General features: G+C 54.4%; 27 protein-coding genes. 18 read left to right on the forward strand and 9 right to left on the reverse strand.

The features are described 5' to 3' along the window. Nucleotides 1–26: 26 nt before the first annotated feature. On the reverse strand, nucleotides 27–1,283 hold the full coding sequence (locus tag AC13CY_RS08470; RefSeq protein WP_074210205.1) for a transposase: 1,257 nt from the start codon (nucleotides 1,281–1,283) through the stop codon (nucleotides 27–29). Nucleotides 1,284–1,559: 276 nt separating this feature from the next. Here AC13CY_RS08470 and folD point away from each other — a divergent pair, with 276 nt between their 5' ends. Together folD and mtnN are read left to right on the forward strand one after the other, a co-directional pair. Continuing rightward, nucleotides 1,560–2,420: a bifunctional methylenetetrahydrofolate dehydrogenase/methenyltetrahydrofolate cyclohydrolase FolD gene (gene folD, locus AC13CY_RS08475; protein ID WP_172514458.1), complete on the forward strand. Its 861-nt coding sequence runs from the start codon at nucleotides 1,560–1,562 to the stop codon at nucleotides 2,418–2,420. Between the two features lie 53 nt (nucleotides 2,421–2,473). Continuing rightward, nucleotides 2,474–3,184, forward strand: coding sequence for a 5'-methylthioadenosine/S-adenosylhomocysteine nucleosidase (mtnN, locus tag AC13CY_RS08480; protein ID WP_044630550.1), 711 nt, complete (start codon nucleotides 2,474–2,476; stop codon nucleotides 3,182–3,184). A 73-nt stretch (nucleotides 3,185–3,257) separates the two neighbouring features. Here mtnN and pyrC read toward each other — a convergent pair whose 3' ends face one another. Next, entirely contained in the window at nucleotides 3,258–4,295 is a 1,038-nt protein-coding gene (gene pyrC, locus AC13CY_RS08485; protein ID WP_172514457.1) for a dihydroorotase, read from the reverse strand. A gap of 153 nt (nucleotides 4,296–4,448) precedes the next feature. Here pyrC and AC13CY_RS08490 point away from each other — a divergent pair, with 153 nt between their 5' ends. From AC13CY_RS08490 to AC13CY_RS08500, 3 genes are read left to right on the forward strand one after another with little or no spacing between them, the layout of a single operon-like run. Then, nucleotides 4,449–4,865 carry a hypothetical protein gene (locus tag AC13CY_RS08490; protein ID WP_044630548.1) on the forward strand — a complete coding sequence of 139 codons (417 nt, stop codon included), beginning with the start codon at nucleotides 4,449–4,451 and terminating at the stop codon, nucleotides 4,863–4,865. Between the two features lie 8 nt (nucleotides 4,866–4,873). Continuing rightward, a complete protein-coding gene (locus tag AC13CY_RS08495) occupies nucleotides 4,874–6,145 on the forward strand; it encodes an ATP-binding protein (protein WP_058577964.1) in 1,272 nt (423 codons plus the stop codon). A gap of 36 nt (nucleotides 6,146–6,181) precedes the next feature. Then, nucleotides 6,182–6,721 (forward strand): response regulator transcription factor, encoded by a 540-nt coding sequence (locus tag AC13CY_RS08500; protein WP_044630546.1) that lies wholly within the window; start codon nucleotides 6,182–6,184, stop codon nucleotides 6,719–6,721. Between the two features lie 51 nt (nucleotides 6,722–6,772). Here the strand turns inward: AC13CY_RS08500 and AC13CY_RS08505 are convergent, their stop codons facing one another. Both AC13CY_RS08505 and hybE read right to left on the reverse strand, forming a co-directional pair. Beyond that, on the reverse strand, nucleotides 6,773–7,546 hold the full coding sequence (locus AC13CY_RS08505) for a 3-hydroxybutyrate dehydrogenase (RefSeq protein WP_062359867.1): 774 nt from the start codon (nucleotides 7,544–7,546) through the stop codon (nucleotides 6,773–6,775). 82 nt (nucleotides 7,547–7,628) lie between these two features. Further along, complete coding sequence (gene hybE, locus AC13CY_RS08510; protein WP_044630544.1) at nucleotides 7,629–8,069, reverse strand: [NiFe]-hydrogenase assembly chaperone HybE; 441 nt, start codon at nucleotides 8,067–8,069, stop codon at nucleotides 7,629–7,631. A 150-nt stretch (nucleotides 8,070–8,219) separates the two neighbouring features. On the opposite strand from hybE, the gene AC13CY_RS08515 reads away from it, so the two are divergent. Beyond that, complete coding sequence (locus tag AC13CY_RS08515) at nucleotides 8,220–8,483, forward strand: GrxA family glutaredoxin (RefSeq protein WP_044630543.1); 264 nt, start codon at nucleotides 8,220–8,222, stop codon at nucleotides 8,481–8,483. Nucleotides 8,484–8,630: 147 nt separating this feature from the next. Here the strand turns inward: AC13CY_RS08515 and AC13CY_RS08520 are convergent, their stop codons facing one another. Both AC13CY_RS08520 and AC13CY_RS08525 read right to left on the reverse strand, forming a co-directional pair. After that, nucleotides 8,631–9,293, reverse strand: a complete 663-nt coding sequence (locus AC13CY_RS08520) for a CoA transferase subunit B (protein WP_044630542.1) — start codon at nucleotides 9,291–9,293, stop codon at nucleotides 8,631–8,633. Nucleotides 9,294–9,342: 49 nt separating this feature from the next. Next, complete coding sequence (locus tag AC13CY_RS08525; protein ID WP_044630541.1) at nucleotides 9,343–10,041, reverse strand: CoA transferase subunit A; 699 nt, start codon at nucleotides 10,039–10,041, stop codon at nucleotides 9,343–9,345. A 204-nt stretch (nucleotides 10,042–10,245) separates the two neighbouring features. On the opposite strand from AC13CY_RS08525, the gene AC13CY_RS08530 reads away from it, so the two are divergent. The 3 genes from AC13CY_RS08530 (at nucleotide 10,246) to AC13CY_RS08540 (ending at nucleotide 13,047) form a co-directional block, all read left to right on the forward strand. Continuing rightward, nucleotides 10,246–11,145 (forward strand): LysR family transcriptional regulator, encoded by a 900-nt coding sequence (locus tag AC13CY_RS08530; protein WP_172514456.1) that lies wholly within the window; start codon nucleotides 10,246–10,248, stop codon nucleotides 11,143–11,145. A 112-nt stretch (nucleotides 11,146–11,257) separates the two neighbouring features. Next, on the forward strand, nucleotides 11,258–12,139 hold the full coding sequence (locus AC13CY_RS08535) for an acyltransferase (protein ID WP_089674429.1): 882 nt from the start codon (nucleotides 11,258–11,260) through the stop codon (nucleotides 12,137–12,139). Further along, the gene (locus AC13CY_RS08540) at nucleotides 12,076–13,047 is read left to right on the forward strand and encodes a LysM peptidoglycan-binding domain-containing protein (RefSeq protein ID WP_172514455.1); all 972 of its coding nucleotides are present in this window, start codon (nucleotides 12,076–12,078) and stop codon (nucleotides 13,045–13,047) included. The genes AC13CY_RS08535 and AC13CY_RS08540 overlap by 64 nt, the downstream gene beginning before the upstream one ends. A gap of 68 nt (nucleotides 13,048–13,115) precedes the next feature. Here AC13CY_RS08540 and gcvT read toward each other — a convergent pair whose 3' ends face one another. Both gcvT and AC13CY_RS08550 read right to left on the reverse strand, forming a co-directional pair. After that, nucleotides 13,116–14,228 (reverse strand): glycine cleavage system aminomethyltransferase GcvT, encoded by a 1,113-nt coding sequence (gene gcvT, locus AC13CY_RS08545; RefSeq protein WP_172514454.1) that lies wholly within the window; start codon nucleotides 14,226–14,228, stop codon nucleotides 13,116–13,118. 90 nt (nucleotides 14,229–14,318) lie between these two features. Then, nucleotides 14,319–15,722, reverse strand: coding sequence for an alanine/glycine:cation symporter family protein (locus tag AC13CY_RS08550; protein ID WP_089674425.1), 1,404 nt, complete (start codon nucleotides 15,720–15,722; stop codon nucleotides 14,319–14,321). A 409-nt stretch (nucleotides 15,723–16,131) separates the two neighbouring features. On the opposite strand from AC13CY_RS08550, the gene gcvH reads away from it, so the two are divergent. Both gcvH and gcvP read left to right on the forward strand, forming a co-directional pair. After that, a complete protein-coding gene (gene gcvH, locus AC13CY_RS08555; protein ID WP_058577968.1) occupies nucleotides 16,132–16,521 on the forward strand; it encodes a glycine cleavage system protein GcvH in 390 nt (129 codons plus the stop codon). 86 nt (nucleotides 16,522–16,607) lie between these two features. Continuing rightward, nucleotides 16,608–19,502, forward strand: coding sequence for an aminomethyl-transferring glycine dehydrogenase (gene gcvP, locus AC13CY_RS08560; protein ID WP_044630535.1), 2,895 nt, complete (start codon nucleotides 16,608–16,610; stop codon nucleotides 19,500–19,502). Nucleotides 19,503–19,541: 39 nt separating this feature from the next. On the opposite strand, the gene AC13CY_RS08565 is transcribed toward gcvP, so the two are convergent. Beyond that, on the reverse strand, nucleotides 19,542–20,444 hold the full coding sequence (locus AC13CY_RS08565) for a LysR family transcriptional regulator (RefSeq protein WP_044630534.1): 903 nt from the start codon (nucleotides 20,442–20,444) through the stop codon (nucleotides 19,542–19,544). 215 nt (nucleotides 20,445–20,659) lie between these two features. Between AC13CY_RS08565 and ppnN the strand changes: the two genes are divergently transcribed. From ppnN to AC13CY_RS08600, 7 genes are all read left to right on the forward strand, one after another. Next, nucleotides 20,660–22,042 carry a nucleotide 5'-monophosphate nucleosidase PpnN gene (ppnN, locus tag AC13CY_RS08570; RefSeq protein WP_044630533.1) on the forward strand — a complete coding sequence of 461 codons (1,383 nt, stop codon included), beginning with the start codon at nucleotides 20,660–20,662 and terminating at the stop codon, nucleotides 22,040–22,042. A 60-nt stretch (nucleotides 22,043–22,102) separates the two neighbouring features. Continuing rightward, on the forward strand, nucleotides 22,103–22,831 hold the full coding sequence (locus AC13CY_RS08575) for a sulfite exporter TauE/SafE family protein (protein ID WP_044630532.1): 729 nt from the start codon (nucleotides 22,103–22,105) through the stop codon (nucleotides 22,829–22,831). A 115-nt stretch (nucleotides 22,832–22,946) separates the two neighbouring features. Beyond that, on the forward strand, nucleotides 22,947–23,147 hold the full coding sequence (locus AC13CY_RS08580) for a hypothetical protein (protein WP_044630531.1): 201 nt from the start codon (nucleotides 22,947–22,949) through the stop codon (nucleotides 23,145–23,147). 393 nt (nucleotides 23,148–23,540) lie between these two features. Next, nucleotides 23,541–24,896: a site-specific integrase gene (locus AC13CY_RS08585; RefSeq protein WP_074210611.1), complete on the forward strand. Its 1,356-nt coding sequence runs from the start codon at nucleotides 23,541–23,543 to the stop codon at nucleotides 24,894–24,896. A 14-nt stretch (nucleotides 24,897–24,910) separates the two neighbouring features. Continuing rightward, nucleotides 24,911–25,177 (forward strand): type II toxin-antitoxin system RelE family toxin, encoded by a 267-nt coding sequence (locus AC13CY_RS08590; protein WP_074210612.1) that lies wholly within the window; start codon nucleotides 24,911–24,913, stop codon nucleotides 25,175–25,177. Further along, nucleotides 25,161–25,505 carry a helix-turn-helix domain-containing protein gene (locus tag AC13CY_RS08595; RefSeq protein WP_074210613.1) on the forward strand — a complete coding sequence of 115 codons (345 nt, stop codon included), beginning with the start codon at nucleotides 25,161–25,163 and terminating at the stop codon, nucleotides 25,503–25,505. The genes AC13CY_RS08590 and AC13CY_RS08595 overlap by 17 nt, the downstream gene beginning before the upstream one ends. A gap of 115 nt (nucleotides 25,506–25,620) precedes the next feature. Next, complete coding sequence (locus AC13CY_RS08600) at nucleotides 25,621–26,214, forward strand: hypothetical protein (protein WP_253558078.1); 594 nt, start codon at nucleotides 25,621–25,623, stop codon at nucleotides 26,212–26,214. The last annotated feature ends 105 nt before the right edge of the window (nucleotides 26,215–26,319 follow it).

Consider the following 26,319-nt stretch of genomic DNA (forward strand, 5'->3'; position numbering starts at 1 on the left):
CTAGGGTCTCCCCATTTTCCGGCGTGTCATCGGCATAGTCCTCCTGAGGAGGTGAACAAGTCTGGTATTCGTGCCTCGGCGTCTGGCGCTCTTCTCCAGAGGGGGTAGAAAACACTTCGGCCTTGAGCAAACAGCCGTTGCCAGCCTCGCTGCAGGCTATAGAACGGGAATATCAGCCGGTGGTGTCGCTTCTGACGTTGCGCGTGCCGCACCAACTCCGGCGCTCGGTCCTGATAGGCCGCAAGCAGTGCCCAGGCCAGGCTGGCCAGCGCCACCAAGTTCTGCAGCGTCGTGAAACGGCGTGCCTGGACACCCTCCAGGTCGAACCCCTGCTTGGTGAACCGGTACCCCTCCTCGCAGGCCCAGCGATCCAGGTAAGCCTGAATCATCCGCTCGCCTTGGCGGCGACCACGCACCGGGCGCGTCGTCACCAGCACCAGGCGCTCCGACTTCTCATGATCGACAACGATCATCCACAGCGGCGTCTCCGGATGCTCCCGCAGTGTGACCTTGGTGATGCCGAACCGCACCGGGATATGCTGCCCACGGCGCAAATGGCCGCGGTGCTTCAGTGACAGATCTCGGGCAATCTGCTGCGACGTCTTGGCGGTATCTCGCCACTGCCAGAAGCGCTGATTGGCGGCCCGGACCAGCACATGACGCTCGGCGCGCAGCCAGGCATCCCACAGCCGCCCTCGATCGCCGCCACGATCGATGACCCACAGTGGCCGGCCCTCCACATGGCGCTGCACGGTATCCATCACGCTCAGGATATCGGTGTTTTCACTGCGGTAGCCGCCGCGAGCCGGCGATAGCAGCCGCGTGAGCAGTGGCCAGGTGGTGCCCCGCCTCAGGTCGCGTGCCACCACGCTGATCAGCGGATAACCACCGACGATCTCGCCGGTATCACCGTCGCGAACGCGGGTTCGGTATTCACTGGCCGGGGCGCCATCCCGGTTCAGGTCGCCCGGATCGATGGCCAGCACCATGTCATCGGTGATGTAAGGCGTGATCCGCTGGAGCTGCAGTTGCTCCGCGGCCCAAGCAAGCTCGCTGTGCCGGGACAGCATGCGCGACAACCGCTTCTGCGTGTGGTGCAGCCGACAGGGTTCCTTCAAGGCGCGGGCGATCTCGGCCTGGCGCAAACTACCGCTGGCCAGGATGCCAAAGAGCGTTTCTGCCGCCAGCTTCACGACGGGTCGAGCGAGGTGATCCGACAGGTCGTCACACCAGCCGATCAGGCGAGCTTTCCATTTGGCGCGGTCTTTGGCATCTTGAAGCATCGGGGTTTTCCTTTTGGTTCATGGTGTTAGGGGTAACAACATGATACCGGCGGGAAAGCCCCCGATCTCGTTGATAGCACTGAAATTTTCAACGCTATTCAGGCAGTTACAGCACCACCTGTGGAAAAGTGGGGAGACGCTAGTTAAAGTGATTGATTCGATAGGCGCTTTGCCTTGCCGCCCTACCATGCGAAAATTGCCTCCCTTAAAAGCGCGTTCTGCCACCAGCGCTTGTCAGTTTGCTTTGCTTTTCAACCTTCATAGGGATCTCATTACATGACCGCCCAACTCATCGATGGTAAAGCCATCGCCGCTAATGTCCGTCAACGCGTTGCCGAGAAAATTACTGCACGTCAGCAAGCTGGCGCTCGTGCACCCGGACTAGCCGTTGTTGTGGTCGGCGAAGATCCAGCCTCTCATGTGTACGTAAGCAATAAACATCGCGCATGTGAGCAGGCTGGCATTCTCTCTTTTCAACATGCCCTGCCAGCGGACACCACCCAGGAAGCGTTAGAGGCATTGGTCGATGAGTTGAATAACGACGCAACTGTGGATGGCATTCTGGTTCAGCTCCCTCTGCCCGCCCACCTCGACGCTCGGCCAATTCTGGAACGCATCCGCCCTGACAAAGATGTCGATGGTTTTCACCCTTATAACCTTGGCCGCCTGGCCCAGCGCTTACCTTCACTACGCCCCTGTACGCCAAAAGGCATTATGACCATGCTGGCGCAAAGCGGTATCGCGGTACGCGGCATGGACGCCACCATTGTGGGAGCTTCTAACATCGTTGGACGCCCAATGGCACTTGAGCTAATGCTGGCAGGCTGCACCACTACGGTATGCCACCGTTTCACCCAGGATTTAGCCGGCCATGTCAGCCGTGCAGATTTAGTCGTTGTTGCCGTCGGTAAGCCCGGCATTGTGAAGGGCGAATGGATCAAACCAGGCGCCGTGGTGATTGATGTCGGCATTAACCGTCAAGATGACGGTACCCTCGTCGGTGACGTCGACTTTGCTGCGGCTGCAGAGCGCGCCAGCTATATCACTCCCGTACCGGGTGGCGTTGGTCCCATGACTGTTGCCACGTTGCTGGAAAACACTCTTGAAGCCGCCGAGCGACACGATCAGCAGCATTAAGCACTGAGCGTTTCAACAATTAAACCTCTCGAATTACGACGGAGAATGCGACGGTGCAACGGATTGGAATTATTGGCGCAATGGCGCAGGAAGTGAATATTTTAGCGGGGCAGCTTGATAACGCCGAGCGCTACGAGCACGCCGGATTTGTATTTCATACCGGTACGCGCCACGGCTTGGAAGTAATCATTCTGCAATCGGGTATTGGAAAAGTGAACGCGGCGGTTGGCACGGCGATTTTATTAGAGCGCCATCAGCCGGATGCGATCATCAATACTGGCTCAGCTGGCGGGTTTGCCACCGACTTAGCCATTGGCGACGTTATCATTTCCGATGAAGTTCGCCACCACGATGTCGATGCAGTGGTATTTGGCTATGAGCTAGGCCAAGTACCAGGTATGCCTGCTGCCTATCATGCGGATAGCCGCTTGCGCGACATCGCTCGCGGCGCGATTGCAGCACTTGGCGAGGTAAACGTACGCGAAGGGATGATTGCCACTGGCGATGCTTTTATGGCCGACCCCGAGCGGGTAGCCACCACACGCGCCCAATTTCCCACCATGCTGGCAGTGGAAATGGAGGGCGCTGCGATTGCCCAAACTTGCTACCTCTATGACTGCCCGTTTGTCGTCATTCGCGCCCTCTCTGACATCCCTGGCAGTGGCGACAACCACCTCTCTTTCGAGCAGTTCCTCGATATTGCCGCCGACCACTCATCACGGATGGTGGATCAGATGCTCATCGCCCTGGGCGAAACTAAGTAAGTGTCATCGCCTAACTGCGCTAACGAAAACGGAGCCTTAATGGCTCCGTTTTCGTTGAGACTTATACAGCGCGTTACTTTTTCATCGCCCATTGCAGTGTTTCACCTGCCAGCAGCGGCACAATGGTTTGTCCCGATGCGTAGGGGTAACTCTCCGGCATTACCCATTGGCGGCGCTCAAGGGTTACCGTATCCGTATTCGGCGCCAAGCCGTAGAAGCGTGGGCCGTTCAGGCTAGCAAACGCTTCTAGCTTATCCAGCGCCTGCATCTCTTCGAACGCCGTCGCGTATAGCTCGATGGCAGCGGGAGCGGTATAGGCACCTGCACAGCCGCAGCTCGACTCCTTATCGCCTTTCGCGTGGGGTGCACTATCCGTGCCTAAAAAGAATTTCGGGCTACCGCTGGTCGCCGCTTTCAGCAGGGCTTGGCGGTGCTGTTCACGCTTGAGAATAGGCAAGCAGTAGTAGTGAGGACGAATGCCGCCCGCTAACATTTTGTTGCGATTGAACAGCAAATGGTGAGCGGTGATAGTCGCCGCTACGTTATCGGAGGCGCTGGCCACAAACTCAGCGGCCTGCTGAGTGGTAATGTGCTCGAATACCACTTTCAAACTAGGATGACGCGCCAGCAGCGGTTTCATCACCCGCTCAATAAACATCGCTTCCCGATCGAAAATATCGATCTCGTGATCAGTGACTTCTCCATGCACCAATAACGGCATGCCTAGCTTGGCCATCATAGCAATCGTGGCGTCACAGTGAGCAATATCCGTCACACCTGACGCAGAATTGGTCGTCGCCCCTGCTGGATAGAGCTTCACGGCTTTAACAATACCGCTTTTTACCGCGCGCTCAATTTCTTCAGGTGGCGTCGTATCCGTCAGATAAAGCACCATCAAAGGCTCAAACGCACTACCTTCTGGTAGCGCTGCCAGGATTCGCTCGCGATATGCTATTGCCTGCTCTGTCGTCGTCACCGGCGGTTTCAGGTTAGGCATAATAATAGCGCGCCCCATTTGCGCAGCAGTATGCCCCACCACGGCGTTTAACGCCTCGTCATCACGTAAATGCAGGTGCCAATCATCGGGGCGGGTAATGGTAATAGCGTCCACGGCAAATCCTATTCTGATCTTGGGTAAGGGAGTTCAGAGAGCTGCCACAGTATACTCAATACGGCGATAGGATAAATCTGCGCGTCACCCCCACAGATAAGCGCAAGTGTCGTATCATGGCGGCACGCTGTAAGATCAAGGATTCAGTTGTTTATGCAGAACGTACGACGCTATGCGGATTTTATCGCCAGCATCGAGGGATTGGCGTGGCTGGGGCTCGCATGGTCGATTTCTATATCAATGCACCGTCAAAGCACCGAACCTACTCTGGCGATGCTATTTGTGGTGGCAACGCTGGTCCTGTTTAGCTGGGCACATCGACCTATGCGCTATTTACTGCGCCGTTACCACATTCGTAAGCGCCGCACTGACATGTGGATTCACACGCTGGCGCTCCCGCTGCTACTGGCGATGTTTTTCCACATTATGTTGGAAGCGTTGCTCGGCTCGGCCTGGCTCCCTCCTAAGATGCTGCTGTTTAACCTGTTAGCCTCTGCGGGTTGGATGACGTTTGTCATGACCCTATTTATTAAGTTCGTTATCCATAGCGTCAAAACATCAAGTAAATAAGCCGCCTCATGCCTACTGCTCTGCCCTTGCCGCTCTCTACGCCTAACCGCAATCTAGTACGGCTCACCATCGTTCGGGGGATCACCTGGACGGGGTTTTTGATGGCCATTATTGTAGGCATCGAACTACTAGCATTTAAATTGCCCGTCACAGCCGTGGTCAGCGTAGTCATTGCCATGGGCATGTTGAACATTGCCACGTGGTGGCGGCTGGGTAGGCCTAGAGCCGTTAGCCATGGCGAGTATTTATCGCATTTATTAGCCGACATCGCAGGGCTCACGCTGCTGTTTTACTTTTCAGGGGGCTCCACCAACCCGTTTATCACTTACTACTTGGTGCCGGTGACTATTGCCGCAGCCACCCTACCTTGGCGCCACGCGTGGATCATCGCCGCCTGCGCCATGGCAGGCTACAGCTTCCTGATGTTTTACTACCACCCGATACCGCAGCTAGGACATATCAGTAGCGATGGCCCGTTAAGTCTACATATCCTAGGAATGTGGCTGAACTTCGGACTTTCTGCCGGCCTAGTCACCTTCTTTATTTATAAAATGGCCCACGCCCTGCGCAGCCGGGATAAAGCGCTTTCCCGCACCCGGGAGGCTGCGCTACGCAACGAGCAAGTGCTCGCCGTGGCCACCCAAGCAGCGGGTACTGCTCATGAACTGGGAACGCCGCTTTCTACGATGGCCGTGCTATTGAAAGAGATGCAGGCGGACGCGGAGCAAGAGAGCTCACTAGGGCAAGACATTGCGCTGCTGCGCCAGCAGGTGGATATCTGTAAATCGCGCCTGCAGCACTTGGTCAGCAATGCTGACCGTCGGCGCATGGCCGAACCTGAAATACTCGATGCGGAAGTATGGCTGGCAGGCGTGGTACAGCGCTGGCTCGTAATTCGGCCCGATGTTAGCCATCGTTTTGAAGTCGCTGAACGCCGCGGCAGACCTTGGCTGGCAGTTGATGCCACCTTAGACCAAGCACTGACTAACTTGTTGAATAACGCCGCCGATGCCAACCCCGAGCACATTGCTATTCGCCTGGATTGGCAAGACGAGGAGGTGGTGATTGATATTCGTGATCACGGCCCAGGCGTGGCGATGTCAATTGCGGATCAGCTAGGCGATACCTTTGTCTCCACTAAAAGCAAAGGCATGGGCATTGGCCTATTTCTCACCCACGCCACGATTAACCGCTTCGGCGGCGGCGTTAGCCTTTATAACCATCCAGAAGGTGGAACGCTGACCGAGGTCACCCTGCCGCGTTGCTCAGCACCAACCTAGGGTGAGACGGCAGCTATTTAGACAAATGAGGGTACTATGCAGAACCAAGAGCAACGTCTGCTGATTGTCGATGACGATGAAATGTTTTGCCACGTACTAAGCCGCGCACTGACCCGCCGCGGCTTTGAAGTGATGGTCGCTCACGACGCCGACCAAGCGCTGAATATCGCGGCACAGTTTACGCCCACCATGGCCACGCTTGATTTAAAGCTGGAGCATAGCTCTGGCCTTAAGCTGCTGCCTGAACTGCTCTCCGCAGTACCAAGCTGTCGCATCGTTGTGCTCACGGGCTACTCCAGCATTGCTACGGCGGTAGAAGCTATCAAACTTGGCGCGATCAACTACCTGTGTAAACCGGCAGATGCCGACGATGTGATGGCGGCCTTTGAACACCCTGACGCTGACCCCAATATCGAGCTGGCGGATAATCCCCCTTCCATCAACCGGATTACCTGGGAGCATATCCAAAAAGTGCTGCAAGAGCATGATGGCAATATTTCCGCCACGGCTCGGGCGCTAGGCATGCACCGCCGCACACTACAGCGCAAGTTGCAAAAACGCCCGGTTCGCCGCTGAGCCCGCCCGTTATCAAGCTCCACTAGCTATCGTAACAGGCGGGGGGTTGGATTAGTGTGCTGTCCAGCCGAGATCAATATTCCAGCTAGCGCCAGTGACTGCGCCCGCCGCATCTGACGTCAGGTAAGCGACCAACTGAGCAACTTCGGAGGGGTCGATTAAGCGCTTAATCGCGGCGTTTTTGAGCATGATTTTCTCGATCACCTCTTGCTCATCCATACCATGCAGCTTGGCCTGATCGGCAATCTGGTTATCTACTAACGGGGTTTTAACATACGCAGGGCAAATCGCATTGGCGGTAATGCCCTGTTCGCCGCCTTCCAGCGCAGCGGTTTTGGTTAACCCAATCATGCCGTGTTTGGCGCTGATATACGCCGCCTTACCCGGCGATGCCACCTGCGCATGGATTGAGGCAATATTTACCACTCGCCCCCAGCCCTTTTCACGCATATAAGGCCAAGCGGCCTGGGTGAGAAGGAATGGCGCGGTCAGCATCAGGTCGATAATTTGCCGCCACTTCTCTTCGGGAAAAGTCTCGATAGAAGCGACATGCTGAATTCCGGCATTATTCACCAAAATATCCACGCTACCAAAGCGTTTCACTGCCTCAGCAATCGCGCCACGGCATGCATCTGCGTCGGTGAGATCCGCTTGGTAAAACGCCGCGCCTGCCGCTTCTGCAATCTCTTTTCCAGCAGGATTAAAATCGACGGCCAGGACTTGGTGGCCCTGCTCGTAAAAGTGTTTAACAACGGCTTCACCGATACCACTGCTGGTACCAGTCACCACGGCAACCCGAGGGGTTGAAGCTTTTTGGGATGACATTCAGACGTCCTTTTATTAACTGCACGGTAATGAATGTATAAACGCTCATGAGTATAGGAGTCGCCGGTAGCTTCTGCCTACTCTACCCTTGCGGTACAGCGTTCGGGGTCATTAGCTGTTCCATCATGCGCTGTGCTAATCGTGCTGTCTCTTGAAGCGTTTCAAGATCGCTTAGATCTTCTAAGATTTTTCGCTTATAAAGCTCGATACCCGCGGGCAAACGCTCTAGTTGCAGTGAGTAACGGCCTGAAGGAAGCGTTAACGCACACTGTGACTCAAGCGGCGCTTGTAAAGCAGACTGCTCTGGCAGCGCGACAAGCCATAGCTCACAAGGCGTAATTAAAGCGCCAGCCATCACGCTGGCGCCGCTAATGCGCGACTCAATATGCTGAAAACAGAGCGCATCAACGCCTAATCGCGGATTGAAGTGCGCCTGCTGCTTAAGTCCTGCTAAGTGCTCATCGCGGTAGCACTTAGCAAGCTCAGCTAAATAACCATATTCATGCGGAGCCAGGGTTTGCATGGCTTCTCCTACTGTTCCATTGCTCATTGTGCGGCTTTATAGGGCACGTAGTGTGGTGCTATTGGCGAAAACCTGTGCCCTACGCCACAATGGGCGCTGATTCCTAATTCAAGCACTTACTTATTTCTGTATCGTAAAGGAGTTGTTGCCATGTTTGTGGTCATTTTTGGGCGCATGTCGTGCCCATTCTGTGTACGTGCCAAGCATCTTGCCGAACACCTCGAGAGTAACGGCAAAATTGATGGCTACCGCTATGTAGACATGCCCTCAGAAGGCGTTACCAAGGAAGATATCGCCAAAACTGCGGGCAAACCCATTCATACCGTACCGCAAATCTTTGTCGACCAGCAGCACATTGGCGGCTTTACCGAATTCGACCAGTTTGTCCGTGATAAGCAATTAATGGCCTCTTAGCACCACTGCTGAATATTTAACGCTGGTGACGCTTAACTCAGGCTTTGACTGTTACCGGATTACTTGGGAGGCTTGGCACTCACCCAAAAACAGCTAAGCATGGCGTGAGCCAAGACCCACGCCATTTCACCATGCTCGCTTTCAGTGTTACTCGTCGAAGGTCATTTCTGGAACGTGGTCAGGAACGATCAGCTTGCCTGCAGTTTTCTCGACAATTTCCTCAACGCTAACGCCGGGCGCGCGCTCTTTGAGGATGAAGGCACCATCTTTAATTTCCAGGTAAGCCAGATCCGTTAACACTCGATTGATGCACCCGGCGCCAGTGAGCGGCAAGTTACATTTTTCCAGCAATTTGGATTCACCGTGTTTGGATGCATGGGTCATGGTGCAAATAATATTTTCTGCGCCAGCCACAAGATCCATCGCTCCACCCATACCCTTGATGAGCTTACCGGGGACCATCCAAGAGGCGATATTGCCCTCCTGATCAACCTCGAACGCACCCAGTACGGTTAAGTCCACATGTCCGCCACGAATCATGGCAAACGACTCAGCGGATGAGAAAATGGCAGCGCCAGGACGAGCGGTAACGGTCTGTTTGCCCGCGTTAATCATATCGGGGTCCACTTCTTCCTCAGTGGGGAAGCGCCCCATGCCCAGCAAGCCATTTTCAGACTGGAGCATGACATCTATACCATCTGGGATATAGTTAGCTACCAGGGTAGGAATACCAATGCCTAAATTGACGTAAAAACCATCCTGCAGTTCACGGGCAACGCGCTGTGCCATCTGTTCGCGAGTTAAAGCCATGGTGCCACCTCTTGTCTTAGCAGTTAGTTGATTGTTGGCGTTGTTGCACTTAGCTGCGCACCGTGCGCTTCTCAATACGCTTCTCGAATGTGCTTTGAATAATACGATCCACGTAGATACCCGGCGTATGAATCTGGCTTGGCTCCAGTTCGCCTGGTTCAACAATCTCCTCAACTTCTACAACGGTGATCTTGCCTGCCGTGGCGGCCATGGGGTTAAAGTTCTGTGCAGTATGGCGATAAATCACGTTGCCATAGCGGTCGGCTTTCCAGCCTTTCACAATCGCAAAATCGCCTTTAATGGCTTCTTCTAAAATATAGTGGCGGCCATCGAACACACGCTCTTCTTTGCCTTCTGCAATCGGGGTGCCATAACCTGTAGCCGTGTAGAAGGCGGGAATGCCCGCTCCGCCAGCACGCATTTTTTCTGCCAGCGTTCCTTGAGGGGTCAGTACCACCTCAATTTCATTATTCAGCATTTGCTGCTCAAACAGCGCGTTTTCGCCTACGTAGGAGGCGAAGATTTTGCTTATTTGCCGATCTTCGAGCAGAAGGCCTAAGCCAAAACCATCGACGCCACAGTTGTTAGAGACAACAGTAAGGTCTTTCACACCACGACGTTTGATTTCTGCGATCAGATTTTCTGGAATACCACACAGACCAAAGCCACCTGCGAGGACGGTCATGCCGCTTTCAATGCCTTCCATTGCTTCTTCGTAAGAAGCTACACGCTTGTCGAATCCTGCCATTGTTATGCCTCACATTGTTGTTGAGTACGTATCGGTGTTGAGAGCGTTTGTCGAGAATAGTGTGCAAGAAGCGTTTGTTGGAATGTCGCGCCATACATAGTGAGTATGACGATCAGAACAGTATTGCCAGTGTTGTCCTAGATGATATATTTGTTAAGTTTGTTTTTCTTATCAATTTATTTTAATAACTTATAAAGAGACGCCATGACCGTCAAGCAGCTTCGTGCATTTTTAGCCGTGGCACAGACCCTAAGCTTTACCCAGGCATGTGAGCGCCTGCACCTTTCACAGCCCGCCCTAAGCCTTGCCATCAAAGGGTTAGAAGATTCGCTAGGCGGCAAACTGCTTATCCGTAGCACCCGTAGCGTGCGACTAACCCCAGAGGGGGAGTCGCTGCTCCCGCTTGCCAAACATCTGCTGGCGCAGTGGGATAACACCGAGGAACGCCTGCGCCAGCGGTTTACGTTACAGCTAGGGCGACTCAGCGTTGCGGCCATGCCGTCTTTTGCCTGCAATCTATTACCCAGTGCACTGGTTAAGTTTCGACAACAGTACCCCAAAATCAACGTCACGGTGCACGATGTGATCAATGAAGAAGTCACGGATATGGTGCGCTCCCGACAGGTAGAGATTGGCATTGCCTTCTCGCCGGAGGGCCAGGGAAGCTTAAGTTTTACACCTTTGTTTGAGGATCAGTTTGTCGCCGTGGTTCCTCCTACCTCGCCCCTGGCTTACCACGACACACTGCCCTGGACGCAGCTGCTTGAGAATGACTTTATCACGCTACAACGCCCTTCCATGGTACGGCGTTTACTGGAGCAAGAGCTTGAAAAGCGCCATATAGACCTCCCTGTCGCCTTTGAAAGCCACCAGCTCTCTAGCGTCGGACGAATGGTCGCGGAAGGCCTAGGGGTCAGCGCTGTGCCTTCCATGTGCATTCAGCAAATGCATGAGCTGGGTGCGCGCTGCGTACCACTTGTCGAGCCAAGCATCGCTTGCCGAGTGGGGATCCTGACCCAGGAAGAGCTTTCCGTGGCGGCGCATGCGCTGCGTAGCGTGTTGCTTGAGAGTGTTAAAGCACCTTCCCTACCGATTGATGCATAACGCTTTAATACGGTTATGCTGGGCAGCGTGGCGCTGATCTATTAGCATTTATCGCTAAGCGCGTGTTTAAAAGGCCTTTAGCACGCAGACGAATTGCTGTGAGGATTGTGGTATGCCAATTATTAAAGGGGGCGTTAGCATCTTGCTGCTGACGTTGAACACGCTGGTTTGGGGTGTCCCCCTGATTATTCTGACGCTGCTCAAAGTCATCGTCCCTGGGCGGCGGCAAAAAGAGTGGCTGCTTAAAGGGCTATGTGCCGTCGCACTAAACTGGATTGGCGTCAATTTGTGGTGGATGCGGCACTGGTTAAAACCTAATGTCTCGATCAACGTGCCAGATACATTAAGCCCTGAGCAGTGGTGGCTGGTAATCTCCAACCATCGCAGTTGGACCGATATCTTTATTCTGCTTATGGCACTGCACCGACGCATTCCTATGCCGCGCTTTTTTCTCAAACACCAGCTTATCTGGATCCCGATTGTTGGTCTCGCCTTCTGGGCGCTTGAGTTTCCCTTTATGCGTCGCTTTAGCCGTGAGCAGATCGCCAATAACCCCAAGCTAGCCACAGTTGACCGGGAATCCACTGAGCGCATGTGCCGCCAAGCTCGCCATGCCCCTATCGCTATTTTTAATTTTGTCGAGGGAACCCGCTTTACCGTCGCCAAACGCGAGTCGCAGCAAAGTCCATTCCAGCATCTGCTTCGCCCTAAAGCAGGAGGAATTGCCCAAGTACTTAGCCTGCTGGGTGATCAGTTGGATGGTATTCTTGACGTCACTATTAGCTATACCAACCCATCACCCACGTTTATGGGTTTTTTATGCGGTAAAGAAGCCCCCATTACGCTTGAAGCCCGGCAGCTAGCCATTCCTGAATGGATGCAAACTGCCAACTACCATGACGAACCGCAGCATAAGGAACGCTTCCACGCATGGATCAACTCACTCTGGCAGGAAAAAGATACCTTGCTAGATCGCCTCAGCGACCACGACTAAGCCACTGGCTCACCATTTGTGTATTGGCCAGCGTGCTAACTGGCTGCGCCAGCTCTGCCCCCTCCTCTAGCCAGCGGGTGCCCGCCGCTAGCAGCGCCAGCGCTATTGGCGGCAACTGGGTAGAGGTTAGACGTGGCGATACGCTAGGGCAGCTCGCGGCACGGGCTGACGTACCACTTGAACGGCTAGAGCGCTTCAACCCGGGGGTTGACTCTCGCCGTTTAGCCGTTGGTCAGCGCCTATTGATCCCAACCCAGCAGGAGCGAGCGCCTTCTGGCGGCCCTTATCGCTATCAAATCCGGCCCGGTGATACCTTCTCAGGTATTGCCAGGCACTTTAACACCACAACGGGGCGAATCCAGAGTGCTAACCAAGGCACTTCCCCCACGGCATTGCGTGTCGGGCAAATCATTAGCGTACCGCTTAGCAGTACCGCTAGAACGGCATCATCAAGCAGTAGTTCAGCCGCTAGTAGCGCCAATAACCGTAATGCACCAACGCCTGCCCCTGCGCCAAGCGCTAGTTTGCCAGCTTCGGCACGCCGATGGCCGTGGCCTTTAGAGGATTATCGTGTGGTTCGTCAGTTTGGTGCCGACAGCCGCGGCACACTACAGCCCATGTTGTTGGCAACTCAGGCAGGCGCTCGTGCTAGGGCCGTTGCTCCTGGTGAAGTACGCTTTGCAGATAGCATGCGGCAGCTCGGCGATGTCGTGATTGTGCACCATGCCGATAACTTGCAAACCGTTTACGCGCTCTGCGAGCGGATTCTCGTCCGCGTAGGGGACCAGGTGAGTACAGGTGATGAGCTGTGTGATGTAGGACAAAGTAACGCGACACAGCGTTATGATCTGCTGTTTGACTTACGTCAGGGGGGGAAACCCATCGACCCACGACAGGTGCTAAGGTAAGCATATTCCGCATGCAAAAGCCCCGCGAGGGGCTTTTGCATCTTTTTTGAATTAACTGCGCTCGCTAATTAACCGCGATAGTAACCAGGGGCCACAAATGGCATCGCGGAAACGCTCATGGGTAGCTGCTTGCCGCGTACTAACGCGTAGACGGTAGTACCGGGCGCTTCCCACTCACGGGCGAGGTACCCCATGGCAATAGGTTTACCGACGCTTGGCCCAAAACCTCCGGAAGTCACTACGCCAATTTCATTGCCCGCTTCATCTACCAGCAGACTGCCTTCTCGCACCGGCGCGCGCCCTTCTGCTACCAGCCCAACCCGCTTGCGGGTATGATCTTTGGTATCCACTTGGTGCAAAATCACATCGGCTCCGGGGAAACCCGCTGCTCGCTCGCCGCCATGGCGACGCGGCTTGCCAATGGCCCAGATCAAGCCGGCCTCGACAGGCGTGGTTTGCATATCCATATCGTGACCATATAGGCACAAGCCCGCTTCTAAGCGCAGTGAATCACGCGCGCCCAAGCCAATCGCTTCTACTTCAGGCTCGGCCAGCAGCGCTTCGGCAAGCGCCTGACACTCGTCAGCCGCGACAGAGATTTCAAAGCCATCTTCGCCGGTATAACCACTGCGGCTGATCCACACGTCACATCCTGCCAGCGTGTAACGACCATGTTGCATAAACGTTAGCTCACAGGCTTGCGGGCAGAGCCGCTGCATCACATCGCGGGCCTGTGGCCCTTGAAGCGCCAGCAGACCGCGATCAAGCACATCGATTTGATGAGTGTTACCAAGATTAGCGCGCAAATGGGCAATATCTTGGTCTTTGCATGCCGCGTTCACCACCAGATAGAAGTGATCGCCAGCATTCACCACCATCAAATCATCAATAATACCGCCATCGGTGCTGGTAAAAAGGCCATAACGCTGCTGGCCTTTTTGCAAGCCTACCAAGTCCGCTGGGATAAGACTTTCCAGCGCTTCAGCGACCTTTTCTCCGGAGACCAGAATCTGTCCCATATGCGATACATCGAACAAGCCACACCGCTCGCGGGTATGCTCATGCTCTTTTTTAACACCCAGCGGGTATTGCACCGGCATATCGTACCCGGCAAAAGGCACCATCTTGGCCCCTAGCTGCGTGTGAAGCGCATGAAGTGGCGTGTGTTTCAGATCAGTCATGGCATTTCCTCTGTCAAAAAAGAGAAACGGGAAGCCTTACTAGGCTTCCCGGCTCTATTACATCGTGCATTACCTGCTTACAGGCAGGCCTTATTTATCATGATCCAGGGCTTCACCCGGCAGCACGTCCTTACCAGCGAAATAATCCCGAGTGAGCTTAAAGACAACCGGAGACAGCAGCGCCAGGGCAATGAGGTTAGGAATCGCCATCATCGCGTTGAAGGTGTCTGCCATCAGCCAGATAAAGCCCAATTGCGCAACTGCACCCAGCGGAATAGCCAGTACGAACAGCACTCGGTACAGCATAATAGAGCGCGTACCGAACAGGAACTGGCAGCATTTCTCACCGTAAAACGACCAGCCAAGAATGGTGGTAAAAGCAAAGATTGCTAGCGCAATGGCCACGATCTGATTACCAAAGCCAGGCAGCGCCGCATCAAAGGAGAGCGCGGTGAGCGAAGCGCCCGCTTCGCCTTCCATCCACACGGTAGAGGTCAAGATCACCAGCGCCGTGATGGTACACACGATGATGGTATCAATGAACGTACCCAGCATGGCAATCAAGCCCTGACGAACCGGGTTTTTCGTCTGCGCAGCAGCGTGAGCAATCGGTGCACTGCCCAGACCTGCTTCATTGGAGAAAATACCCCGCGCCACGCCAAAGCGGATGGCGGCCATTACCGCAGCACCGGCAAAGCCACCGGCTGCTGCCATGGGGTTGAAGGCGTAGTAGAAGATCAGCCCAAAGGCGTCACCGATTTGGCCCGCATTAACGATCAGCACCAGCAAGCCCGCAATCACATAAGCAATGCCCATCACCGGTACCAGCTTACCAGCCACCTTGGCAATGCGCTTGATGCCACCCAATATCACTGCACCGGCCAGTACCATGATGATAACGCCGGTTAACCAGTGAGGAACACCAAAGGTGGCATCCATGGCGTCAGCCACGGAGTTAGACTGTACGGTATTACCAATCCCGAAGGCCGCCACCGCGCCAAAGAACGAGAACAGACCGCCCAGCCACAGCCACTTACGGCCCAGACCATTTTTGATGTAGAACATCGGCCCACCCACGTGATAGCCGGTGCTATCGGTTTCCCGGTAGCGTACTGCCAGCACTGCCTCGGCAAACTTGGTCGCCATACCCACCAGTGCGGTAATCCACATCCAGAACACAGCACCTGGGCCACCTAATGCGATGGCCGTTGCCACACCGGCAATATTACCGGTACCAATCGTCGCAGACAGTGCTGTCATCAACGCGTTAAAGGGAGAAATTTCCCCCTCATCGCCGGGTTTTGCAGAGGTTTTATCGGATGGCTTGGCATCGCGGCCTTGCCACATTAGCTTGAAACCCATGCCGAGTTTACGTATCGGCATCAGTTTCAAGCCAATCTGCAGGTAGATACCCACCCCCAATAGCAGGATCAGCATTAACGGGCCCCACACCACGCCGTTAATGGCCCCTAATAGGCTTGTTAACGTTTCCACACGACTCTCCTTACCCAATTGATTAATGCATTTGTTATGAAGGTTAGGTTGTTCACCCACTCCATCCGATAGCAGATGGAATCACCAAGCGTTCCCACCATAGCGCTTAATTAACGCTGGAAAAACGGATGATGGGTATGTTTTACACCATTTTCTTAGTGCGCTTCCATGCCAATGTCGCCTGCTGATAGAGAAAGCTGCTCTTTTTGAAACTGGCTGGCGCACTGAAACAACAGAAAAAGAGCATCCATTTTTAGCCTTTTGGAGGCAATGAAGAAATTTGTTTCCGATAAGAAACACGGTACCATATACCCACTTACGCTCACTGCGAGCTGGCCACAGTCGCCAAGGCGAACGACAAGCGCTAGTATGCTTTCGTTCTGTCCACTGATTTTATAAGGGAATCACTATGAGCAATCTTCCTGCCAATCTTCGTTACGCTGCCAGCCATGAATGGGTGCTTGATCATCAAGATGGCACCGTCACCATCGGCATCACCGACCACGCGCAAGAAGCGCTAGGCGATGTGGTATTTGTTGAACTGCCCGAAGTTGGCCAATCCCTAAGCAAAGGGAAAGAGTTTGGCGTCATTGAATCCGTGAAAGCGGCCTCTGACCTTTACTCGCCGGTCAATGGCGAAGTAATTGAAGTGAACGAAGCCCTCGAAGACGCTCCCGAAACGGTGAACGACGCCCCCTATGAAGGCGGCTGGATTATGAAAGTGCGTGTTACCGACCAAGCCTTTGAAGGTCTCTTAGATGCCGATGCGTATCAAGCGACGCTGAGCGCCGACACCTAAGTCATGTAGCCAAAGCGCCTGCCCCTGCGGCAGGCGCTTTATTATCGCCTCTGCACGGTTTTCTCATTACGTCCGGAATCTCCCCCATGCCTTTTGAATCACGCCGATTGGCCGAACTGGCCGACCACGATGCTTTTATCAAACGCCATAACGGGCCCAGCCCCGATGATGTCGCCACCATGTTAAAAGCGCTCAATATGCAGCGCATGGAAGACCTGATTGAGCAAACCGTGCCTAGCGATATTCGCCTAGGTCGCGAACTTGCCCTTGACGACCCCCGCAGTGAAGCGGAAGCCCTTGAATATTTGAGCCAGTTAGCGCGCCAGAACCGCGTCAGCAAAAGCTATATTGGCCAGGGTTACTACAACACCCACATGCCCGCAGTGATTCAGCGCAACGTGCTGGAAAATCCCGGTTGGTATACCGCTTACACGCCTTACCAGCCCGAAATTTCCCAGGGCCGTCTGGAGGGATTGCTAAACTTCCAGCAGGTGATTATGGATTTAACCGGCATGGAGCTTGCCAACGCCTCCCTGCTGGATGAGGCCACCGCCGCCGCAGAAGCCATGGCACTGTGTAAGCGCGGCAATAAAAAGAGCAAGTCGAACGCGTTCTTCGTGGCTGACGACCTCTTTCCGCAAACGTTAGATGTCGTCAAAACCCGTGCCGAGTTCTTTGGCTTTGAGCTGATCACCGGCCCCGCCGAAAGCCTTGCCGAACACGATGTGTTTGGCGCTCTGGTTCAGTACCCCTCTGCCAGCGGCAGCGTCAGCGACTTAGCCCCGATGCTAAAGGCGGCTCAAGAGCGCGGCATTATGACCTGCGTGGCCACCGACCTGCTTAGCCTGGTGCTGCTGAAAGAGCCGGGCGCGATGGGTGCGGATATTGTCGTAGGTAACTCGCAGCGCTTTGGGGTGCCCATGGGCTTTGGCGGCCCGCATGCGGCGTTCTTCGCTACCTCCGACAAACTCAAGCGCTCGATCCCAGGGCGGATTATCGGCGTCTCTAAAGACAGCCGTGGCAAAACCGCGCTGCGCATGGCCATGCAAACCCGCGAGCAGCACATCCGCCGTGAGAAAGCGACGTCGAATATCTGTACCGCACAAGCGCTACTAGCCAATATTGCCGGTTTCTACGCCACCTATCATGGCGCAGAAGGCCTACGCAAAATTGCCGGTCGCGTTCACCGCCTGACTACTGTGTTGGCTACTGGCCTACAGCAAGCCGGCGTGCAACTAGCGAATAACACCTGGTTCGATACGCTACGCCTAACCCAGGTAGACGCGGGCAAAATTCACGGCCGCGCCATGACCCACGATATCAACCTGCACTACTTCGCCAATGGCGATGTGGGTATCAGCCTGGATGAAACGACCACCGCTCACGATGTCGCCGCCCTATTCGACGTCCTGCTGGGCGATGAGCATGGTCTGGCCGTGGCAGTGTTGGACGACCAGGTAGTGACCGATAAGCTGAGCGGTATTCCGGCTGCCTACCAGCGGGAAAGCGATTTTCTGGAACATCCGACCTTCAATCGCTACCGCAGCGAAACCGAAATGCTGCGCTACCTGAAGCGTCTTGAGAACAAAGACCTGTCGCTGGCCCATGCCATGATCCCGCTGGGTTCCTGCACCATGAAGCTCAACGCGACTAGCGAGATGATTCCTGTCTCATGGCCTGCGTTTTCCAACCTGCACCCATTTGCGCCGCGTGATCAGGTGGCGGGCTACCATCAGATGATTGATGAGCTGGCAGCGTTCTTAGTCGAAGTCACCGGCTATGACCATATCTCGATGCAGCCTAACTCAGGCGCGCAGGGTGAATACGCGGGCTTGCTGGCGATTCGCCGCTATCAGGCAGCTCAAGGTGAAGCTCACCGTGATGTGTGCTTGATTCCCAGCTCCGCCCACGGCACTAACCCGGCCTCTGCCGCCATGCTGAGCATGGAAGTGGTGGTGGTGGAGTGCGATGCTAACGGCAACATCGATTTAGAGGATTTGACCCGCAAAGCCCAGCAGCACAGCGAGCGGCTTTCAGCGGTGATGATTACCTACCCGTCCACCCACGGCGTCTTTGAGTCGCACGTGCGCAAAGTATGCGAAGTGGTGCACCAGCATGGCGGCCAAGTTTACGTCGATGGCGCTAACATGAATGCTCAGGTTGGCCTCACTCGCCCTGGCGACTTCGGCGGCGACGTGTCTCACCTGAACTTGCACAAAACATTCTGCATCCCCCACGGAGGCGGTGGTCCAGGTATGGGCCCGATCGGCGTTAAAGCGCACCTTGCCCCGTTTGTGCCTAACCATGTGGTGACGCCCATCAACGGCGTTAACCCAGAGAGCGGCGCAGTGTCGGCGGCAGCCTTTGGCAGCGCTTCCATTCTGCCGATCTCGTGGGCGTACATTAAGATGATGGGTGCCCGTGGCCTGCGTGAAGCCACCGAGCTGGCCATTCTTAACGCCAACTATATTGCCAAGCGTTTAGAAGCGTCCTATCCGATTCTCTATCGCGGCCAGAACGGCAATGTCGCCCATGAGTGCATCATTGATATTCGTCCGCTGAAGAGCGCGTCTGGTATTAGTGAAGAAGATATCGCCAAACGTTTGATGGATTACGGCTTCCATGCCCCCACCATGTCGTTCCCAGTACCGGGTACGCTGATGATTGAGCCCACGGAATCTGAATCACTCTACGAAATTGACCGCTTCTGCGATGCGATGATTGCAATTCGTGAAGAGATTGCACGGGTAGAGAGCGGCGAGTGGCCGCTGGATAATAACCCGCTGGTGAATGCGCCACACACACAAGCCGACCTAATGGATAGCGCATGGGACCGGCCTTATGACCGCCAGCTAGGTGCCTTCCCCACAGAAGCAGTGATGGCGTCGAAATACTGGCCCTCAGTGAATCGCGTCGATAACGTCTTTGGTGATCGGCAGTTGATCTGCTCCTGCCCCAGCATTGACGAGTATCGCCGTTAAGCAGAACCCATAGCGCGATAGGAAACGCCTCTGGCCCGTTTATTCGGGTATCAGGGGCGTTTTTTCTTGGAGACGCTGATCATGAAAGCCGTTCAACAGCTTTTCATAGCGTTTAGGTAGGACAGAATCTTGGCGACGAAGAAGATAGAGCACTTCGTTAATCGCTTGGGGAAGCGCTAACGCCTTCACCTGCCGCTGCCACGGCGATGTTTCGAGCACTAAGCGCGAGACCACCGTAAAGCCAAGCCCCCTCGCCACTGCGTCCAGCACCATGCTCACTTCATTGGTGAATCCCTGATGACGGAAATGAGTCATGGAGCGAAACTCATCGGGGTAGTTCGCCCGTAACAGCGCGTTGGCGTGGTTAATCCCATCGTAATAGTTGATAAAGCCAATCCCCATCAGCTCCGACAACGTGCTGCCTGCAAAATCAGCAGGCACGACCAAGCAGAGCGGCTCTTTATGCCATACCGTGCAAGTGAGCTCAGGGTGATTGACCTGCTCGGTCACGATACCGATATCGTAGCGGCCTTCAAGCAGGTCGTTGACGATCTCATGGTTGAACGCAAAGCTATAGTTAACGGTCAGGTTGGGATGCATCTGCTGCTGACCGAGAATATACGGGTAAAACATCAGCCCTACGCTGCCGGGTGATGCAATCCGGCATTCGCCGCTATCCAACGAGTCATCATCCAAGCCATGCCGAAACTGCTCATGCTCGGCAAACAGCTTAAGTGCGTAATCATAGGCACGGCGGCCCGATTCGGTCAGGGTAAAACTTCTGCCACGGCGCTCTAACAACGTTTTGCCAAGATAGCTCTCCAACTTACGAATATGCTGGCTAACCCCAGGCTGCGTCATCTCTAAACGACGCGCCGTTCGTGTGAAACTGCCGGTTTCCACTAACGTTATAAACGTCCGAAAGTATTGGGCATTAAACATAGGGTTTAAGCAACATCCTCATTATCCATCATCGTAAGGCGCTGACGTGAAGCACTATTGTAACGTGCTATCGCACCCGCTGCCGCGTGCGCTTGCAGGACCCTAGCGTAGCACAAACGCTGCTAAGACGGGCGCTTAGCCGCATTGCTGAACAGCGCCAAGCGCCGTGCTAGTATGCAGGTTCGTTACTAACACTCTTAGGGACAGCCAGACTAATGACGCAAACCCCAGCGCCTCGTGCCACGATTTCCAGCATTATTTCTCCTGAAGGAAGCCTTGAAGTCCTCTCGCAGCATGAGGTTAATCGGCTCAAGAGCACGTCTAAAAGTGGTTTGCACGATTTACTGCGCCGCTGCGCGCTTGCCGTACTTAATTGCGGTAGCGCTACTGATGACAGCTTGGCCATTCTCGAAGCCTATAAAGATTTCGACATTGAAGTACTGCAGCAAGATCGCGGCATTCGCCTAAAGCTGACTAACGCGCCCGCAGAAGCGTTTGTAGATGGACGCATGATTCGCGGTATTCGCGAACATCTCTCATCCATCATTCGCGACATTGTGTATGTTTATAACGAAATTCAGCACCACAAGCGCTTTGATCTCAGTACGGGCGAAGGCACCACCAATGCGGTGTTTCATATCCTGCGCAAGGCGGGCACTCTTAAACCTGGTCGTGACCCTAGTTTAGTGGTGTGCTGGGGCGGGCACTCTATTTCCCGCGAAGAGTACGAGTACACCAAGGATGTGGGCTACCACTTGGGCTTGCGCGATTTAGATATCTGCACCGGCTGTGGGCCTGGGGCTATGAAAGGCCCGATGAAAGGAGCCAACGTAGCGCATGCCAAACAGCGCCGTAAAGATGGCCGTTACCTGGGCATCTCGGAGCCCGGTATTATCGCTGCCGAAGCACCTAACCCCATCGTTAACGAACTCGTCGTCATGCCGGATATCGAGAAACGCCTAGAAGCGTTTGTGCGTCTAGGCCACGGCATTATTGTCTTCCCCGGTGGCGTGGGCACCGCAGAAGAGATTCTCTATTTGCTGGGTATTCTGTTGCACCCCAGCAACCGGGAGATCCCCTTCCCCCTCATCTTTACCGGCCCTGCCAACTCCGCGGCTTACTTTCAGAAAATCGATGAATTCCTGGTATACACCCTCGGTGAAGAGATTCGCCGCTACTACACCATTATTACGGGCGACCCGGTGGCCGTTGCTCGCACAATGCGCGAAGGCATTGACCAAATTGCCGATTTCCGCCGCCAACATCAAGACGCCTTCTACTACAACTGGCGCTTAACCATCGCCCGTGAGTTTCAAGCACCCTTTGAGCCCACCCACGAAGCGATGCGCGGCCTGGCCCTTCACCGCCAGCAGCCCACCCACGAGCTGGCCGCCAACCTAAGGCGCGCTTTCTCCGGCATTGTGGCGGGTAACGTGAAAGAGCCGGGCATTCGCGCCATTGAAGCTCATGGCCCCTTCGAGCTCACCGCTGAGCCAGAATTGATGCAGCGTTTAGACGCGTTGCTTAGCTCCTTTGTTGCCCAAGGGCGCATGAAGCTTGATGGACAACCCTATACGCCCTGCTACGTGCTTAGATAGGCCCTTAGCGCTTCACCCATAGCAGGTATCGCCCATGATGCCTGCTCAAGGAAACTCGCTGTGATTATTACACTGCTCACTTTCGTCATTGCGGGGATTATTAAGGGAGCAATTGGCTCGGGAGTGCCGGTGGTCGTTGTACCTGTATTGACCATGCTTTATGACGTTAAGCTGGCCATTGCAGTGTTGGTAGCCCCCAATCTTTTTAGCAATGCGCTTCAGGTATGGCAGTACCGCCAGCACCTTCTCCCCCTGCGCTTTCTACTCTCATTTGCCGTAGCCGGTGGCGCTGGCATTGTACTTGGCACCTGGGGGCTAGTAGTGCTCTCACCAACACTGCTATCGCTAGGCGTCGCTGCAGCAATCCTTTTGTATCTCATCATCAAGCTGGCCAAGCGTACCGCAACGCTACCCTTTACGGTCGCAAAGCGAATTGTACTCCCCGTCGGTTTGTTGGCGGGTGTGCTTCAAGGCGCTGCGGGCATGTCAGCCCCTGCCTCAGTCACTTTTTTGAATGCCATGCAGCTTGAGCGTCGCGTTTTTATTGGCTCAATTTCGGTATTTTTCGTTGCCATTACCCTGGTACAAATACCTGCACTACTCAGTGCTGGCATTCTTACGGGTGAGCGCACGCTCTACAGCCTGGGCGCATTACTTGTGATACTCGCCGCCATGCCTATTGGTGCACAACTTGGCAGGCGATTACCCCACCGCTGGTTTGATAATCTCATTATGTGTTTGTTGGCGAGCATCGCACTGAAAATCATCTTGGATGCCCTGCTGACATAACATCATTGCGTTAACACTCTGCACAATGATGCGAGAGCCGCTACACTGAAGCCTGCAATAACCGCGCAGTCACTCGCGATTATTGGCAGATTCTTATCAAGGAAAGGAGTCATACATGGAAATGATTAACCAGTTGCAAGATGGCAAAACCAAAGCTTTTGCGAAGCACTGTTTTGAGCGCTACTCCGCAGAAGAGCTCAATAGCGCTGCGGAAGGTTCACCCGACCAAGCGGAAATGGAGCATTGGGGAATTACCGCAGGCCAATGGGAAGAAGCGGTGGCTACAGCACTCGCCGACCATAAAGCGCAAGGTTAATGGCCCTTCCCCAACGGAGCACATGGGTAAACAGCATTCCTCGAGCGAGGTAACTGGGAGTAATTAGTACGACAGTCCCAAACACGCCTTGGCCCCTATCGCTGGGGGCCAATTTTTGAGCCGAAATAACAGGCATAAAAAAACGGCCGCTGCGATAAACGCAAGCGACCGTTTTAGTATTGGTCGGAGTGACAGGATTCGAACCTGCGACCTTTGCAACCCCATTGCGTTTACCCGGTATATTAGCAGAAACAATCATCAACAAAAGAAAGCAAATATACTTCTAAAATACAGACACTTACCATTCAAACATTAGTTTACGCTTGTTGCTGAATGTGCCTAGATATATCCTCTAAGTGTCACCTATTTGTCACCTAGAAAATGAGGCGCACCATGGCAGGCACGGAAACCCGTATAAAGCTGACCGCCAAAAGCATCGAAAAGCTGGCGCGTGAACAGCCTTCTGGTGATGTTTGGGATACCGAGCTAGGCGGCTTTCATGTGCGCTATGGTAAACGCGGCCTTACCTTTCGACTCTACTACCGCACCAAAACAGGTAAGCGCCGTATGATGACGCTAGGCACCTATGGCGCATTGACGCTGGCCCAAGCTCGCCGGGATGCTGCCGAAGCGCTGGGTATCGTGGCACAAGGCGGCGACCCACGCGCCGCGATTGAAGCCGCCAAAGTAGAAAGCCAACGCCAGCAGCAGCAAACGCTCCGCGCTTACCTTAATGGCCCCTACACTGCCTACCAAAAGCGCCGCAAGGATGGTGCAGGCACCTTGCGCCGTATCGAGAAGGATTTTTCTAGCTGGCTGGCAAAGCCAATGGGCGATATTACCCGTGCAGATGTAGAGCGCTGGCAGGCCGAGCAGGAGAGCGCCGACAAGCCACGCGCATTTAGTACGCTTAAGCGCTCCTTTGATGCGTTGTGCGGCCTTCTCGCCCATGCCGCTGAACGTGACGTGATTCCCACCAACCCGCTGGCGCGTGTGAACTTACAGCGCCCAGCCCTGAATGATGACGACTTAGCCGAGCAGGCAAGCCAACGTCGCTACTTAGAACCGGATGAAGTGAAAGCGCTGTTTGCTGGCCTTGAAGCCTATCAACAGGAAAAGCGCGAGCAGCGCCGCAACAGCCGCGCCCATGGCAAAGCCTACCTGCCCGACCTGGATCACGTTACGTATGTGGATCATGTGATGCCTTGGGTGCTGACCATGTACTACACCGGGTTTCGACCAGGTGATATTACGGGCCTGCGTTGGGAGCACGTCAACTTAGCGTTTAAGACGATCCGCAAAACCATAGAGAAAACCGCGCACCACCACGCTGAGCCTATGACCTTTCCGCTTTCCAGCGCTGCCGCTTATGTGCTGAATGTTTGGCATGAACAGCAAGGCAAGCCCAAAAACGGCTTAGTATTCCCCAACCCGCAAACAGGAAAGCGCTTTGATAGAACAGCCATGCAGAAGCCATGGGCCAGAGTGCGCACGCTTGCCGGGCTACCTGATGAATTGGTGCTTTATACCCTGCGCCACAACTTCGCTTCTCAACTGGTGATGGCGGGAGCTGACTTACTCGCCGTTTCTAAACTCATGGCCCACAGCGATATACAGACCACCATTCAGCATTACGCCCACCTGCGCCCAGATCACACCCGCGACATTGTAGAAACACTGGTAAAGCAGACGCCGAACGCTACACAAGAAACGCTGCCAGCGCTTGCCGTTGTCTCAACCAACGCCTAAACTTATAAAACCTTATGACCTATCAAGTGCAATGGACGCTCAAAGCGGCCAAACAAGCCAAGAAGTTACATGCGTCTGACCGCGCCATGGTCATTAAACGGGTGGGCAGCCTAGCCACTTGGCCAGAGTGTAAAGAGACCCACGACATTAAGCCCCTCACCCGCCACCAGTACCAATATCGCCTACGTGTAGGCCGTTATCGCGTGCTTTTCGATGTGGAAACGGGCCTGCGAGTGGTCTCTATCGAGGAGGTGAAAAAACGCGATGAACGCACCTATTGATTACCAGATTAGCGAACAGGCAGGCCGCCGCTATGCCGTGCTGCCGTTAGAGCAATTTACTGCCCTGGTAGAGCGTGCCGGGGAAGTGGATGCGTTGACGCTGCCTCACGAAATTGTCAGCCGCCACTTGGTCGATGATGTGCCGCTAACCCGCTGCTGGCGTGAATACCTTGGCGTCACACAAGCCGAGCTAGCAAGACGCTTGAACGTATCCCAGGCACAAGTTGCCCAGTGGGAAAGCGCCAACGCTAAGCCCCGCCACACCACCCTAAAGAAGCTGGCGACCGCTATGGGCATCCATGTACGCCAACTCACGCTAGAAGAGTAACGCGGCCACTGCTGCACGCTTTGGCTGGCTAGGGCCGTACACCCGAAAGCGCGGATAACTCCACCGCGTTAGCCAGCCAACCTACTTGGAGTGCAAGCGTTAGGAGTAGCGCTGTATGACACCAATGAATATCTGGCGATCACAAAGCCATATCCGTATAGACAACGCATGCTTGCTATTAGCAGGTATCGATCCTTGGGAGGTAGACCCGGACTGCCCTACGCTGGCTTTGGATGATGCGCTGTGGGGGCCGTTTGCCTCTATCAGATGGGCTTACGAGAGAGAGGTTAGACAAAAAGAGCAACTGGTTAGCGCTACCGCGTGGCTTGGCAGGTTGAAAAGGGCTGTTATTAAGGGCGAGATTCAACCTTCAGATGAAGAAGATAAAGGTCTTATAAGGGTTTGGAAGCGCTTATCTGAGCCACAAGAAGATACGATAGCAAAGGACATAGATGTTACTGGTAAACAGATTGGCATAACGACCAGCACTATTTTCTATGAGTTAATCGCTTACGATCTGGTGGACAGTATTGATTTTGATGTCTTGGCTTCTAGTGAAGGTGATTTTGACTTTGATTTTGATGTAAGCCGTTCAGAGCTTGCCAGATGGTTATTATCGCTTGGCTGGTCTGAGGTGGAGTTGCCTGACTTTCTAAGTGGCGCTGACACCTCAGAGTTAAGCTCAGTTCTTGTGTATGGAGGGCAGTAGAGAGGGTGGCGTATCCTGTTGATTGATCTCGCCAGATCACAACCAACATAGGACGGATACGCCATGAGCAATTCTACTCTCCAAGCCGTGACGCAACCAGACACT

It is taken from the genome of Vreelandella sp. L-15 (assembly GCF_056857635.1).